The organism is Paenibacillus sp. sgz302191, assembly GCF_057749925.1.
On sequence record NZ_JBYLHY010000027.1, the window covers coordinates 101,757 to 116,881 of the forward strand.

Annotated in this window: 15 protein-coding genes and 2 riboswitches; of the genes, 1 reads left to right on the forward strand and 14 read right to left on the reverse strand. The window is 53.3% G+C overall.

Going from position 1 to position 15,125, the window contains the following annotated elements:
* The first annotated feature begins 494 nt into the window (after positions 1–494).
* The gene (locus AC3G2T_RS29645; RefSeq protein ID WP_488437800.1) at positions 495–911 is read left to right on the forward strand and encodes a hypothetical protein; all 417 of its coding nucleotides are present in this window, start codon (positions 495–497) and stop codon (positions 909–911) included.
* A gap of 286 nt (positions 912–1,197) precedes the next feature.
* Here the strand turns inward: AC3G2T_RS29645 and ytfJ are convergent, their stop codons facing one another.
* The 14 genes from ytfJ to AC3G2T_RS29715 all read right to left on the reverse strand — a co-directional run bounded on the left by ytfJ (position 1,198) and on the right by AC3G2T_RS29715 (position 15,125).
* The gene (gene ytfJ, locus AC3G2T_RS29650) at positions 1,198–1,695 is read right to left on the reverse strand and encodes a GerW family sporulation protein (protein WP_474681462.1); all 498 of its coding nucleotides are present in this window, start codon (positions 1,693–1,695) and stop codon (positions 1,198–1,200) included.
* A 150-nt stretch (positions 1,696–1,845) separates the two neighbouring features.
* Positions 1,846–2,547: a DUF2953 domain-containing protein gene (locus AC3G2T_RS29655; protein ID WP_474681463.1), complete on the reverse strand. Its 702-nt coding sequence runs from the start codon at positions 2,545–2,547 to the stop codon at positions 1,846–1,848.
* A 177-nt stretch (positions 2,548–2,724) separates the two neighbouring features.
* The gene (gene scpB, locus AC3G2T_RS29660; RefSeq protein ID WP_474681678.1) at positions 2,725–3,321 is read right to left on the reverse strand and encodes an SMC-Scp complex subunit ScpB; all 597 of its coding nucleotides are present in this window, start codon (positions 3,319–3,321) and stop codon (positions 2,725–2,727) included.
* Entirely contained in the window at positions 3,305–4,096 is a 792-nt protein-coding gene (locus AC3G2T_RS29665) for a segregation and condensation protein A (protein WP_488437801.1), read from the reverse strand. Before AC3G2T_RS29665 ends, scpB begins: the two co-directional genes overlap by 17 nt.
* Before the next feature lie 18 nt (positions 4,097–4,114).
* Complete coding sequence (locus AC3G2T_RS29670; protein WP_488437802.1) at positions 4,115–4,756, reverse strand: site-2 protease family protein; 642 nt, start codon at positions 4,754–4,756, stop codon at positions 4,115–4,117.
* A complete protein-coding gene (gene ribH, locus AC3G2T_RS29675; RefSeq protein ID WP_474681466.1) occupies positions 4,756–5,226 on the reverse strand; it encodes a 6,7-dimethyl-8-ribityllumazine synthase in 471 nt (156 codons plus the stop codon). The genes AC3G2T_RS29670 and ribH overlap by 1 nt, the downstream gene beginning before the upstream one ends.
* A 45-nt stretch (positions 5,227–5,271) precedes the next feature.
* Positions 5,272–6,498 carry a bifunctional 3,4-dihydroxy-2-butanone-4-phosphate synthase/GTP cyclohydrolase II gene (locus AC3G2T_RS29680; protein ID WP_488437803.1) on the reverse strand — a complete coding sequence of 409 codons (1,227 nt, stop codon included), beginning with the start codon at positions 6,496–6,498 and terminating at the stop codon, positions 5,272–5,274.
* 91 nt (positions 6,499–6,589) lie between these two features.
* Complete coding sequence (gene ribE / locus AC3G2T_RS29685; protein ID WP_488437804.1) at positions 6,590–7,255, reverse strand: riboflavin synthase; 666 nt, start codon at positions 7,253–7,255, stop codon at positions 6,590–6,592.
* Between the two features lie 2 nt (positions 7,256–7,257).
* Positions 7,258–8,373, reverse strand: a complete 1,116-nt coding sequence (ribD, locus tag AC3G2T_RS29690) for a bifunctional diaminohydroxyphosphoribosylaminopyrimidine deaminase/5-amino-6-(5-phosphoribosylamino)uracil reductase RibD (RefSeq protein WP_488437805.1) — start codon at positions 8,371–8,373, stop codon at positions 7,258–7,260.
* A 226-nt stretch (positions 8,374–8,599) separates the two neighbouring features.
* A riboswitch (FMN riboswitch) is annotated at positions 8,600–8,778 on the reverse strand.
* 201 nt (positions 8,779–8,979) lie between these two features.
* Positions 8,980–9,411 carry a peptidylprolyl isomerase gene (locus AC3G2T_RS29695; RefSeq protein ID WP_474681470.1) on the reverse strand — a complete coding sequence of 144 codons (432 nt, stop codon included), beginning with the start codon at positions 9,409–9,411 and terminating at the stop codon, positions 8,980–8,982.
* 293 nt (positions 9,412–9,704) lie between these two features.
* A riboswitch (cyclic di-GMP riboswitch) is annotated at positions 9,705–9,789 on the forward strand.
* A 311-nt stretch (positions 9,790–10,100) separates the two neighbouring features.
* Complete coding sequence (locus AC3G2T_RS29700) at positions 10,101–10,895, reverse strand: GH12 family glycosyl hydrolase domain-containing protein (RefSeq protein ID WP_474681471.1); 795 nt, start codon at positions 10,893–10,895, stop codon at positions 10,101–10,103.
* A gap of 773 nt (positions 10,896–11,668) precedes the next feature.
* A complete protein-coding gene (gene lysA, locus AC3G2T_RS29705; RefSeq protein WP_488437806.1) occupies positions 11,669–13,003 on the reverse strand; it encodes a diaminopimelate decarboxylase in 1,335 nt (444 codons plus the stop codon).
* Between the two features lie 82 nt (positions 13,004–13,085).
* On the reverse strand, positions 13,086–14,678 hold the full coding sequence (locus tag AC3G2T_RS29710) for a spore germination protein (protein ID WP_474681473.1): 1,593 nt from the start codon (positions 14,676–14,678) through the stop codon (positions 13,086–13,088).
* A 30-nt stretch (positions 14,679–14,708) separates the two neighbouring features.
* On the reverse strand, positions 14,709–15,125 hold the full coding sequence (locus tag AC3G2T_RS29715; RefSeq protein WP_488437814.1) for a stage V sporulation protein AB: 417 nt from the start codon (positions 15,123–15,125) through the stop codon (positions 14,709–14,711).

Genomic DNA, 15,125 nt, shown 5'->3' on the forward strand with positions numbered 1-15,125 from the left:
CCTCGCGCAGGCGATATGCTCCCGGCCGGGTGCCCCCTTCGGGAGACGGCGATACCGGTTAGATGCGCCCAATGGGAAGATGGCGATACCGGTTAGGTGCGCCTATTAGGAAAGGGCGGTTACCGGTTAAGTGCTCCAATTAGTGAAGCGGCGGATAGCGGTTAGATGCGTTAAATGGGAAGACGGCGATTACCGACTAGGTGCGACTCAATGGAGAGTGACGAATACTTGCTTGGTGTGCCAGTTGGGGAGATGGTGATCCCGGTTACATGTGCTCGATGGGAGATTGCGAATACCTCATTGATGCACCCAATGGGGAAACAGCGAATACTCGTTTGGTACGCCAATTGGGAGACGACGAATACCTGTTTTGGTGCGCCTCCCGAGAGACATCCCCACAAGCGACGGGGGCTATAGCTGCTTAACCTGACAACATTGCGAGCCCCCCTACTTGGCTAACAGTCCAAAAACCTGCAAAAGTGCAGGCTTTTTCCTTGAAAGTACCTCGTTTTGGCGAAAAGCCTGCGATTGTGCAGGAATTTTCCCCGAAAATGAGTCTGAGCCCATATTCGCGGCAAAAAGCCTGCACAATTGCAGGAATTTGTCGTGGGCAGCGCATCCATCGAGCAAAAACTGCACTTTTGCAGGTTTTCTACGCGCAACCAGGCAGATTGTGCGACCGGCGACCGACCGCCGTCGTCATGCAGCGCAGCACCGCACGCCGGGAGCTGCGCGCGGTACGAAATTCTGGCGCGTGGTTGCCCCCGGCAGCCTGCAAAACTGCTGGCTTTCCGCGCATGGCAGATCACGCTGCCTGTCAGGCCAGGCATAAAGCCACTGACCTGAAGCCTGCACACATTGCCGGCAACAGCTTGCCAGCCACCGGCCTCAACAACCCCACCCTATACTAGCGCCTCTAGCGCTTGCCTCTCCACCATGCACAGCGGCTCTAGCGCTGCTTTTCCCATCCTGCGCAGCGGTTCCAGCGATGCCTCTCCGTCCTGCGCAGCGGCTCTAGCGGAGCTTTTCCCCCGGCAGCGACTCTAGCGATGCTTTTCCATCCTACGCAGCAGCTCCGGTGATGCCTCACCCTCCCTCCTGCGCAACGGCCCCGGCGCCGCCAGCAAAAAAAGAGACCGTCCCAAGCAGCAAATTTGCTTGCCCCAGGCGGTCTCTTCGGCTTTTATATCGCTTGCTCTACACGATAAAATTTTGATGATCTTCGTTCGCAGCGTTTTTTGCTTCCGCCGTTCCGGTCGTGGAATAAGTGCTTCGCGTGCCCATTCCTTTGAGCATCGCCTGGATTTTGTCCACCACTTGCGGGGCGGAATCGATCAGGCGCTCCAAAATATGCGTCTGATTGTCGAGCGGTACGATCTTCACGCCGGTTTTGCCGACGACGAGGAACGCGATCGGAGTGATCGAGACGCCGCCGCCGCTGCCGCCGCCGAAAGGAAGAGCGACTTTAGCGCTCAGCGCCTCAGTTCTGCCCATGCCGCCTTCGATTTCGATTTCGGAATCGGTCATGAACTCGCTGCCGCCCGCGGCAAAGCCGAAGCCTACTTTGGAAATCGGCATGATGACACTACCGTCAGGCGTCTCTACCGGATCGCCGACTATAGTATTGACATCTACCATTTCCTTAATATTTTCCATCGCCACTTTCATCAGACCTTGTATCGGATGCTCAGTCATTACATGTTCCTCCCTGTCTTTAAGCCTTTAGTAATAAGCATTTTTAGCTTAACCAACGTCATGAGGAAATATGTAATCCCAATCCGCCGCTTTCTATATTCCTATTAATTCCATCATAATTAAAAAATAGAAAATCAGCCATTCACGCATTCAAGAGGCTGTTTTGACGCGGGGTTTTCGCAAAACTTCATACCATGTCCGGAAACCGCCTTTTACTTTGGCGATCCGAACCAGCAGGCTAACCCCCGCCCACACTGCATGCCACATGCGAATGCGGCCTTTGCACACTAATTCCGTCGTGAATTGCGGCTCGTTGTATTGGGGAATGACCGAAATTTCCGGTTTCGCAATCAAGTTGACGTATTTAAAACCGAAACCAAGCAAAGAAGATTTAATCCCCCAAATAGCCCCGGTCGTGACAGCCGTTTGGGAAGCATCGCCAATGCCTACCCGCGTTATCCACGTCAACTTGCTGCAAGCCACCCGCGACATCGTTTGCTTGAACCAGTCGTAAAAGTCCCGCGTGCTTTCAAGAGCCAGATTGGCGCGCTTAAAAAAATCGACCACTTTATCCTTTGTAATGTGCGCCTTGTCTTCCCCCTGCATAAAAGCTACAGCTTGATTGAGCGTTTCTCTTTTAATAAAAATCCCTGCGGCGAATCCTTTGAATTGGATGACCGGAATGGCGTATCGAAATTTGACGAGCCCGTACAACGCCCGGATTTCAACGGCAAGCTGATCGTTGTCCCTGACGCGCGAAAAGTAAAACTCCCCTTCGATAAAACTTATGAAAAATGCGATCGCGGCTATAATCAACAGGATGCATATCGTTCCAAACCACCACAAAGCCATCGGCCCTCCTTATCCACACATGCCGTACGAAGTCTCTTCCATCACGGCGCCTCTGGTTAGTATGGCCTTGTGCTGGTAATGAAATGCACACCACAGCCTTCGAATCGTTCATAACGCAAAAAAACCACCATTCCGGCCTGCAAAACGATGCCGAAAATGATGGATTTCCCTGTACTTTTACAAGCCTTCCTTTTTCATATCCTCAAAAGTAATCTGCTCCCCGCCCAGCTTGTCGAACAGCATGCGCGTCTCTTCCTCCAAATCGAAGCTCGCCTGGAACTTGGACGAATCCGGCAGCTCCTGAATGGAGCTCAATCCGAAATATTCAAGAAATTGCTTGGACGTCCCGTACAAAATCGGTCTCCCCACCGCGTCCGCGCGCCCGACCTCTTCGATCAAGTCTTTGGCTGTCAGCGTTTGCAGCGCCCGGTCGCATTTGACTCCGCGAATTTCCTCGATTTCGACTCTCGTAATCGGCTGCTTGTATGCAACGATGGAAAGCGTCTCCAGCGCCGCTTGCGAAAGCGAGGAGCGCGACGGCGTATACGCCAGCTTCTCAAAATAAGGAGCATGCTCGGCAAGCGTCGTCAGCTGAAAAGAACCGGCCACTTCAACGATTTGAATGCCGCGGCCTTTGCGTTTAAAATCAGCCTTCATATCATGAACCATATCTTTAACCAGGTGCAAGTCAAGCTCCATCACTTCGGCGAGCTGCTTGGCGTCCAGACCTTCGTCGCCTGCGGCGAAGAGCAGTCCTTCAATAATTGATTTCATCTGCTGAAAATTGAGCGTCAAATTCAGCCTCCTCCTCTTTCGCATGGATGACAATATCTTCAAACAACCGGTGCTGGAAGCACGTAACCTTTTTCATTTTCATCAGCTCCAGCAGAGCCAAAAAAGTGACGACCACTTCTTCGCGGGTCATATCGTAATCGAACAGCTTTGAAAACAGCAGTTTCCCGCCTTTAAGGCTAAGCAAATCGATGACTTCGCGCATCCGGTCTTTTACAGATATTTCATCTCTGCGAATTTTTGCGACTACATTACGGTTGATCAATTTGCGCAGCGTTCGTTGAAAGGCAATCAGCAGGTCGGTAACATCGAGACCTTCTACCGGATTCTCCTGCACTTCAGGCAGGAAAGGGGTCAAATCTTCCGGTTCGCGCGTATACACCAAGCTCCGCTCCACTTCCTTATCGCGCAGCATATCGGCAATCGACTTGTATTTCCGGTACTCAATCAGCTTCTGCACCAGTTCCGCCCGCGGATCCAGCTCATCGTCAAATTCGTCGTAATAATCCTCGATTTCGATTTCCGGCGGTTTGGGCAGCAGCATTTTGCTTTTGATGGCCAGCAGCGTTGCGGCCATGACGAGAAATTCGCTCGTTACTTCAAGTTCAAGCTCCTGCATGGCATTTACGTAATCCAAGTATTGATCGGTTATTTCCTTAATCGGAATATTGTAAATATCCAGCTCGTTCTTATCGATGAGATGCAGCAATAGATCAAGAGGGCCTTCAAAGGCTTCCAGCTTATAAGTCACTTTCATCCGTATCGTCCCCCTTGTCTAAAGTGAAAATATATTCATGACAAGCTGCGCGGCGATGGGATACAAATGAGCGAGCGCCCATTGGCCGATTGGCGTTATCAATAAAAGAAGGACCAGCAGCAGTCCGTAACGTTCGTTAGTCAAAAACCAGCGCTGCCGGCCGGCGGGAAACAGCCCCCGCACAATGTGCCACCCGTCAAGCGGGTACAGCGGCAGCAAATGAATAATAAAAAGCATGACATTCACAATCACACAGTACTGCGCATAAACTCTCCACGTTTCCACCGCTATTGTCTCGGTGTTGCCGTCAAACCAGGCAGGTAAAAAGAAGTACAGCCACCAAAAGAAAAACACAAGCACCAGATTGGCGCACGGTCCGGCTAAATAAACGAGCGTATGGGAAAGCCGCGGCCGCCGTTTCATTCGAGTCATGTCAACCGGCATTTTTTTCGACCAGCCATACGGCCCGAACACAACCATCGCAAGCCCCAAGGCGTCTATATGCACCAAGGGGTTTAGCGACAATCGTTTCTGCTCCCTGGCCGTCCGGTCTCCGAGCAACATCGCCGCGCAAGCGTGAGCGGCATCATGAATGGTCATTGCTATGAGAAAGGCGAACAGCCGGGGCAGCAGCGTTTCCAGGTGAAAATAAGAAAGCATTAGGAGCTGAATTGTTTGGTCAAATTCGCCATTTCGATTGCGGTTACCGCCGCTTCCCAGCCTTTATTGCCCGCTTTTGTGCCGGCCCGCTCAACGGCTTGTTCGATCGAATCCGTCGTCAGAACGCCAAATACGGTCGGCACGCCTGTTTTCAAATTGATGGCGGATACGCCCTTGGCCACTTCATTGCATACGTAGTCAAAATGAGGCGTCGAACCGCGGATTACCGTTCCGAGCGTAATGACCGCATCATATTTGCCGCTTTCCGCCATTTTTTGCGCGATCAGCGGAATTTCAAATGCGCCGGGCACCCATGCGATCTCCACTTCGTCGTCCTGAACGCCGTGGCGCTTCAGAGCGTCCTGTGCGCCGCCAAGCAGCCGGGAAGTAATGAATTCATTGAATCGTCCTACGACGATACCGTATTTTAAATTTTGCGAGACCAAATGTCCTTCGTAAATTTTTGCCATGTCCGTTTCGCCCTTTCTTATTGTAAAATTCCTGCAAGCCGCACGTTAAATGCCGCTGCCGGAGTCATGAAATTCCAGCAAATGACCGAGTTTTTGCTTTTTGGTGTGCAAATAGTTCACATTGTGCTCTTTGCTTTCCATCTGAATCGGCACGCGCTCCACCACTTCCAGGCCGTAGCCTTCAAGCCCGCGGATTTTGCGCGGATTGTTGGTCAGCAAACGGAGCTTGCGGATGCCCAAGTCCTTCAAAATTTGCGCGCCAATGCCGTAATCGCGAAGATCCGGAGCAAATCCAAGCTTAATATTCGCTTCGACAGTGTCCAATCCCTGCTCCTGCAGCGCATAAGCTTTTAATTTGTTGATCAGTCCGATGCCCCGGCCTTCCTGTCGCATATATAATAATACACCGGAGCCCTCTTCTTCAATCTGTTTTAGCGCCGCTTCGAGCTGAGGGCCGCAATCGCACCTGTGGGAGTGAAACACGTCCCCGGTCAGGCACTCCGAATGAACGCGCACAAGCGTAGGCTGCGACGGGTCGATCGTCCCTTTGATAAGGGCCACATGCTCTTTGTTGTCCAACTGATTCGTATAGGCGATCGCTTTGAATGTGCCGAAATCCGTCGGGAGCTTGATCTCCACCTCCCGCTCCACCAGCTTTTCCTCCCGGTTGCGGTAGCGGATCAAATCCTGAATCGTAATGAGGCGGATCTCATGCTTAGCCGCAAATTCCATCAAATCGGGAACCCGCGCCATCGTTCCGTCCTCTTTGATGACCTCGCAAATGACGGCGGCCGGATACGAACCGCACATCCTGGCCAGGTCGACGGCCGCTTCCGTATGCCCCGCTCTGCGCAGGACGCCGCCTTTTTTGGCGATCAGCGGGAAAATGTGACCGGGCCTGCGGAACTCGTGGGCTCTCGTATTCGGATCGATCAGCGCCTCTACCGTTCTGGCGCGCTCGTGCGCGGAAATTCCCGTGCTCGTCTCGACGTGGTCTACCGAAACCGTAAACGCCGTGCCGTGGTAGTCCGTATTTCTGGAAACCATGGGAGGCAAATCCAGCTCCTCGGCCCGCTCCTCGGTAATCGGCACGCAGACAAGACCGCGTCCTTCCTTGATCATAAAATTAATTACGTCAGGCGTCGCCTTATCGGCCAGCGCGATAAAATCCCCTTCATTCTCACGGTCTTCGTCGTCCACCACGATGATGACTTTGCCAAGCTTCAAATCTTCGATCGCATCTTCAATCTTGTCAAACCGTATGTCTGTCATCTTCACCCCTCCTAAGAGCAATCCGCCGCTGCCGGACGGGAAGCTTCTTCTATATCCAAAAGCCGCAGCAAGCTTGCATGTGCGTCCCCTGTCACATAAAACCGTGTTCGGCCAAAAAACTTTCCGTTAAGGCGCCCCGTTTGCCGCCGCTGCCGGATTCCTGCTGTCCGAAACGAAGCAGACGCTCCATATATTTGCCCAAAACGTCACATTCGATGTTGACCGTATCGCCCGGCTTCTTGTCTTGAAGCACCGTCTGGGCCAGCGTATGCGGGATAATGGAGACGGAGGCGTCGCGTTCCGTCACTTGCACGACAGTCAGGCTGATTCCGTCAACGGTAATCGAACCGCTGGGAATGATGTATTTGAAAATGTCTTTGTTCTCCGGTTCGAACCGGTAAACGACCGCATTTTCTTCAGGCGTGCGGGAAACGATAACCGCCGTCGAATCGACATGCCCCTGCACAATATGTCCGCCAAACCGGCCGTTCGCCGCCATGGCGCGCTCCAGATTGACCGGCGTGCCCGTCTGCAGCTTGCGCAGGTTCGACTTGCGGTACGTTTCCGGCATCACGTCAACCGAGAAGGAGTCTGCGTCAAATGCGATCACCGTCAGACAAACGCCGTTCACCGCGATGCTGTCGCCAAGCCGCACATCTTCCAGCACCTTCGATGCGCCGATCGTCAGCACCATCGCCTGTCCTTGGCTGTGGACGCGGCGCATGCGGCCGATTTCTTCAATAATACCGGTAAACATGCCTAGTTCCCACCTTCATAAACCGGGTACCCGGTCAAGCATACATCTTGACCGAACCGCTCGACCTGCAAGCGGTCGAGCGTAATGCTGTCCGCCATCTTCGCGAAGCCGCCGAAGATGAAGTTCGCTGGTGCCTCCGCCCCGCCGCCGATTATTTTCGGCGCGTAGAACAGCACCAGCTTGTCGATGAGGCGCCGCTCCAGCATGGCGCCGTTGAGCCTGCCTCCACCCTCAAGGAGGATGGAGCCGATCTCGCGCTCGCCGAGCTGCCGCATGGCGAGCGTCAAATCGACCTGCGGGCCGCCGCCGCAGGTCACGATCTCGATGCCGCGCGCTTCCAGCGCGGCACGCCGCTCCGCGGGCGCCTGTGCGCTCGCGAGCAGGATCGTCGGCTGACGATCCTGCTCCTGCAGCACGCGGGCGTCCGGAGGGATGCGCAGCAGCGAGTCGGCGACGATCCGTACCGGCTGGATAGCCGGTATGTCGGCGCGCGCGCTGAGCAGCGGGTCGTCGGCGATGACCGTGCCGACGCCGACCATGATGCCCTGGTGCCGGTGGCGCAGGGCATGGACCAGAGCGCGCGACGCCTCGCCGGTGATCCACTTGCTGTCGCCGGTCTTCGAGGCGATCTTCCCGTCGAGCGTGCTCGCCGTCTTGAGCGTCACGAACGGCATGCGCGTGACGATGTACTTGTTGAAAGCCTCGTTAAGCGCCGAGGCTTCCTCCCCGAGCAGCCCGACGGATACGTCGATCCCGGCTGCTCGCAGCTTGGCGATGCCCGAACCGGCAACCTGCGGGTTCGGGTCGAGACCGGCGACGACGACGCGCGCGACGCCGGCTTCGATCAGCCGGTCGCTGCAGGGCGGCGTCCGTCCGTAGTGGCTGCACGGCTCCAGCGTCACGTAGGCCGTGCTGCCCCGGGCTTCCTCGCCCGCCATTTGCAGCGCGAGGACTTCGGCGTGCCCCTGGCCGCGCTTCAGATGCGCGCCCATCCCGACAATGCGTCCGTCTTTGACCAGGACGCACCCGACGACGGGATTGATCCCCGTCTGGCCTGACGCGCTTTCGGCCATTTGCAGCGCAAGCCTCATGTAGGCCTCGTCATTGATAAGCTGCATGCGCTCACCACCAATCTCTTGAACTTGAATGCAAAAAAGCCCCGATCCGGCACAGGATAGGGGCTCAAGGATTTGAAGTTGACACGAAAATGCTTCATCTATACGCGTTTGTCCATGTTTTCGGGTAATTCAAACAAACCCGGCACGGTGCCTGAAAGAAGACAGACCTGCCGAATTTTTGTTCAATTGAAAAGAGGCCAAACGTGCATAGCGAACCTGTTGTTCGCGTTTCCTTCTCCCATCCAGACTATACTGTCGGTCCCGGATTTGCACCGGGTCAGCCGTAGCGAAGCTGTTGTCAGGTACCGCTTAGCTTCAAAACGGGTCACGGACTTTACGGCCGGAGCAGCAGCTTCCGAACGTATCACCGCCGGTGGGGAATTTCGCCCCGCCCCGAAGGTATGCACACACAATGAAAGAAGAACTAATCTCACTAACGGGAGAATTAGTTTTCTTTGGTTATGAATTTATCACTCGAGCATGGAAAAAGCAACATTTTTTTCTTTTCTCCGCTGAAACATTGTTCACAAATCGGATTAAAAAAAGACCATCCCTAGCCGGTTTTACGGCTTAAGGAAGGTCTTTTTAAGCTTTACAGCTTTATTTTTACACTTCGACAATTTCGACCTTTTCCATTTGGTCTCTGCCTTTGAATGCGTCCACATACTCCATGCCTTTGGTTACTTTGCCGAAAACGGTGTGCTGTCCGTCCAGGTGAGGCTGCGGTTGGTAGCAGATGTAGAATTGGCTGCCGCCTGTGTTTCTGCCGGCATGGGCCATGGCAAGCGTTCCGCGCTCGTGTTTGTTCGGGTTGATTTCGCAGTTGATTTGGTAGCCTGGGCCTCCTGTGCCCGTTCCAGTAGGGCAGCCGCCTTGAGCTACGAACCCGGGGATGACGCGATGGAATACAAGACCGTTATAAAAACCGGAGTTTGCGAGTTTTTCAAAGTTGGCGACGGTGTTCGGAGCGTCTTTTTCGAACAGGTCGATCAGTACTTCTCCGCCGCCGGCGAGTGTGATTTTTGCTTGTTTGGCCATGTTAGGTCCACTCCTTTAGACAATAATACTTTATTTTACTATGAAAGCTTTCAATTCACAAACCCGCTGTGAAAATTTGCTGCCGCTGCGGAATCGTTGCTGTCGCGGATTTATTTTTTGCGGTATTTTTGCATATATCACAGAAAAATTGTCACTTCAATCGTTTACGTTCCGCTGGAACCCCCTTGATTTTGCCCTTTGTGAAATTTCTTTCTTTGACGATGAACTTTTGTGAAATACGACACAGAATGTTTCCACCTGTTCTGTTATTATTATCCAAGTAAACAATTGTAAATATTTGTGGAAAGCGAAGAAAACGTTCCTGTATCTGGGCACTTGGGGGCGTTTGAGCTACTAGTGCAACCGGCCGTCTATTTTTGATGGCCTTTTTCTATTTTCAAGTAAATGGAGGATGTCCGAAATGCAAACTATCCCGTGCGAAAAAGTCTTAGAGCAGCTAGGCATTTCCTCAGATCAGTATGATTCGTGGAAAAAGCAGCCCTCCTGCTTGCCTGGCGAACATTCAAATTATCCTTGCTATTTTGCTTCCAAGTCGCAAGAATCATATCCTTTGGCAACTTCCTCAAGCAAGTGACTCCTCAAAAAAATGTTGGCGCGGCCGCAGGGCGGGAATCCCGTTCTGCGACCGCGCTCTTTTTTCCGCCGCGCCGGCGGAACTCCGCTATTGATTATTGGACATTGCAATACCAGTTGGAAAAGTTGATTTGTCCGCTGCCTTTTGTAATTTCGGTGCCGTATTCCACGCTGCTCACATAGCGGCTGTTCGTGAAGTAATTTTTGGAAATGAGATAATCGGTAAAGTTTTTGACGTTAATGCTGAAGCTGTTTGTCTGGGACTTTTTCAGGAACGAATACACCCACCATTGATGCACGCCCTGGCTGTTCTTATTTTCGCCCCTGTACACGTCGTAAGTTTGCCCGCCGATCGAAACGTTGGAAAATACGAGAGAACCGAGCGGGCCGACGTCGGAGGTCCATTTGTTCCAAATCATAATTTCCTCGGTCGGAGTGCTGCTGGACGTTGCGTTCCCGGTGCTGTGCAGCCAAATATCGTAAGCGTTATTATAGGAGCCGTTCGTCGAGGAAGCGATCGAATACGTGACGCCTGTGTTAATGTTTTTGTTGGCGGACAGCTGTGTAGGGAATCCGCTGCCGCTTGTATATCCGTTCGTCCAGTGCCATCCGCTTACGATGGACGGGTACGCTTTGACCCCGCCGGCCGTAGTCGGCCAATTCCATAAGTATCCCAGATCGGTGCCGCTGTTATAGTACACGGTTTCCGACCAACCGCTAACGCTGCCGCTGCCCCAGGTGTTGTTAAACAGGTAGTATTTGTTATTGTTGAAATAAAGTTTATCGTACGCAGTGGAGGAAGAAGCAGCGGAAGCGCTCAATGGAAGCGCCAACAAAATTGCGGATAAAAAAAGGGAAGCCAGTCTCTTCTTGCCTAACCGAGTTTTCATTATCATGAACCTCCATTCAAAATAAATTGCTGTTTACCGTTCGCTCTCCCCGGGAATGTAAAGCGTTTACAAAAGACCGAATCACCCTCCGATACGATGGATTAAGCGCTTAATGAAATCTTACACATCCCGATGAATTAAAACTACCCCCAAAATCGAAAGGAAAATCATGCCAAAATTCATTCATGAACAATTCATTCACGAACAGCGGGAGGAGATTTTCGGAGGAAACTTTCTAAAAACTTGCCCGTTGTCAGCACGTCAGTACGCGGAAAATCTGCGAAAGTCAGGCAGTTGAGAAACTCGCACGCAGAGTGGGAGCGCCCTGCTGCCTAACTGCTTGGCTTCTTAACTGCTTGGCTCCGCGGAGAAAGCCTGCAAAAGTGCAGTTTTTTGCCCGGTAGATGCGCTGGCCACGAAAATTCCTGCAAATGTGCAGGCTTTTCGCCACGAACAGGGGCTCAGGGTCGTTTTCACCGAAAATTCCTGCACAATCGCAGGCTTTTCGTCCAAATGGGCCTTTTTGCGGAAAAAGCCTGCACTTTCGCAGGTTTTTTCCCTGACCGGCCTGCCAAGCCGCCTCATGTCCACCCGCCGGGCCGCCGATGTTCATCTGAAAAAAGGGCTGTTGAATTCCACCTAAAGAAAGGACTTCACCCTCCACTTGGCAGTGGAATTTGAAGTCCTTTTGCTTGAATCTTGGGCTTTGGGAACAGCCCTTTCTTTTCTGCAGCGCAGCGCGACCGCGGCATATTGCTTGGGCCGGCCCGGTTTTATTGAACCGCTTTGCTCACTTGCTTCAATCTTGCCGGGATCATATCGTTCTCTACGATGTTTTCGTAGGTTTCTCTTTTGACGACGAGATCGCTTTGCCCGTCCTTGACGAAAACGACAGCCGGACGGCGGATCCGGTTGTAGTTGCTTGCCATCGCGTAGTTGTAGGCTCCCGTGCAGGCCACGGCCAGAATGTCGCCCGAGTTGACTCGCGGCAGGTTCAGATCCCAGATCAGCATGTCGCCGCTCTCGCAGCATTTGCCGGCGATCGATACGACTTCTTCCGCCTGCTCGGTTGCGCGGTTGGCGAGCATCGCTTCATACTCGGACTCGTATAAAGCCGGACGCGGGTTATCCGTCATTCCGCCGTCTACGGCGACGTACTTGCGGACTCCCGGGATGTCCTTCGTCGATCCCACGGTATATAGCGTAGTACCTGCATCGCCTACTATGCTGCGGCCCGGCTCCGCCCAAATTTCGGGCAGCGGGTAGTTGTTCGCGCCAAAGTTCTCTTTGATCGCGTCTGTGATCGCTTTGACGTAGACGGCTACGGGAAGCGGTGTATCGCCTTCCACATAGCGGATGCCAAAACCGCCGCCAAGGTTGATCACCTTGAACGTTACATCCAGACGGCTGCGCACTTCGACGGCAAATCCGGCGATTTTATCGGCGGCCAGGCGGAAGCCGTCCACTTCGAAAATTTGCGAGCCGATATGGGAATGAACGCCCAAAATTTCCAGATGGCTCAGCTCGGAAGCTTCTTTGACGGCACGCAGTGCCGATCCGTTGCCAAGATCAAAGCCGAATTTGGAATCGATTTGGCCCGTAGAAATATATTCGTGCGTATGCGCTTCGACGCCAGGCGTAATGCGCAGCAAAATTTTCACCTTTTGGCGCTTCTCGGCGGCGATGGCATTCAGCAGCTGCAGCTCGATGAAATTGTCCACCACGAAGCAGCCGATTTTGGCGTCGATCGCCATTTCGATTTCTTCCGGCGTTTTGTTGTTGCCGTGAAAATGGATGCGCTCAGCCGGGAATCCCGCTTGCAGCGCCGTATACAGCTCGCCGTCGGACACGACGTCCAGCGACATGCCTTCTTCTTCGACAAGGCGGCACATGGCCATAACCATGAAAGCTTTGCTTGCATATGCGACCTGAAATTTCAGGCCGGACGCCTTGTACGCTTCCACGAATTCGCGGCAGCGCTGACGGATCAGCGCTTCGTCAAATACATATAAAGGCGTGCCGTATTCCGCAGCCAGTTTCGTTGCGTCGACTCCGCCGATTTCGAGGTGGCCTTGATCATTTATTTTGCTCGTGCCGTGTAAATACATAGCTTTGGTTTCCCTCTTCCTTGTGTACATTACAATTAAAAGTATCACACTGGAAGCGCTTTTGACAATACATGCCGTGCTGTTATTTGGGCTGGCGTGTCCCGTCGACAGGCTTTGTCAGGCTCATCCGGGTTTTGTCCGAAAGCACGGGCTGGCGCACCAATACCGCAAAAAATCCTTTGGCGTTAAACGGAATAAACGGCCACATGTACGGCGAGTTGTACGATCTCCGGGTCGCCAGGAGCAGTAGCCACAGCGTTCCGCCGATGATCAGGCCCGGCACCTTGAAAATCGCCACGGCTACGAGCAGCGCCAGCCGCGTTATCCGGTTTGCCAGCCCCAATTCATAGCTCGGCGTTGCGAACATGCCTATGGACGCCACCGCCAGGTATAAAATCACTTCATTAATAAACAGCCCGGTTTTGACCGCGATATCGCCGATGAGAATGGCGGCTACCAGCCCCATTGCGGTCGCAAGCGGTGTCGGCGTGTGCACGGCGGCCATCCGCATCAGGTCAATGCCGATGTCAGCCAGCAAAAACTGCAAAAACACCGGCAAATGGCTCGCTTTTTGCGGTCCGATAAATTCAAGGCCGGCCGGCTTGAGCGACGAATCCTGGACGATCAGGACCCACAGCGGGAGCAGAAACAAAGAAGCCACAATGCCGGCAAAGCGCACCCACCTAAGATAGGTCCCGATAAACGGGGTTTGCCTGTATTCCTCCGCGTGCTGGACATGGTGGAAAAACGTCGTAGGCAAAATCATCGCGCTCGGCGAAGTATCGACCAAAATCGTTACATGGCCTTCGAGCAGATGGGCAGACACTACGTCCGGCCGCTCCGAATAGCGGGCCATCGGATACGGGTTCCAGCCTTTGTTCAGCACGGCTTCCTCCAGCTGCTTTTCGGCAAGCGGAAGTCCGTCGATTTCGACGTTTTTAATTTTATCTTTGATGGATTCCACAAGGTTGGGATCGGCGATATCGTTGATGTAACAAACGCATATGTCGGTCTTGGTCCGTTTGCCGACCTGGACAATTTCCAGCTTCAATCTCTCGTCGCGCAGCCTGCGTCTGATCAGCGTCACGTTGGTCAGCAGCGTTTCGACGAACCCGTCCCGCGAGCCGCGGACGACCCGTTCCAAATCCGGCTCTTCGACCGAGCGGACGGGAAACGTTTTGACATCGATCGTGATGGCCGCCGTCTGTCCTTCCATGAACAGCGCTGTTCCGCCCATCAGCACTTGTCCGATAACCTCGGACATTTTTTCATACGTTTTGACCTGGATGTGCGGGACGAGATAGTCCGCAAACGACTCGACCGTATGAGGCGTGACGCTTTCCCGGGACGCGTAGGACAAACGGGTAATAATATCGGTCAGCACCGAATCTTTGGCAAACCCGTTGCAAAAAAAGAGGCCGGCTCTGACGGACCCGAACACCATCTCCCTGAACACTAGATCGAAGCTTTTGTTGAACCCGACGCGTTCTTCAAGGACCCTCTTGACTATTTCAAGACGGTCCGGAATGCTTTCCTGCGTTTTTAACTCTTTTTCCTCTGCCGTCATATCGATTTCCGGCTCATACGGATGCAAGTTGCCTTCCTCGTCTACCGCCAGCTTGGAATTGTCCGAACCATCGCCGTTCTTTCCGCCTTTTTTCAGGATCACTTTCATGCCTCATACCTCCCCGCGTATTTTCCTGCTTCAATAAAACAGCCATTCGAAAAGCGAGCCGACCACTTTGCCGAAAATCATCGCCATCAAAAATAAAATCATATAAGAGCCCATGCCCACCCGTTTCGCCAAAATCGGCAGCACATTGACAATTTCCGTCAGGGCTCCGGCCAGCATGCCTACGAAGCATCCGGCAAAGAGACCCACAAACGCGGAGCCAAGTGGAAATAAATGAAGCCGCAGCTCACAGAAATCGACCCAGGTGAACACAAGCGATCCCGCTACGACTGCCGCTTCATAGGCATGTATCTGTTTGAACGACCGGGTAATCTGCACAAGCCGCGGAATGATGTCCAGCACGACCAGAAAAGCGACCATCCCGCTGCCGACGACAACTCCCCCCGACAGCCCGACAAAAGCCGCCGCTGCCGCTTCAACGACCGCCAT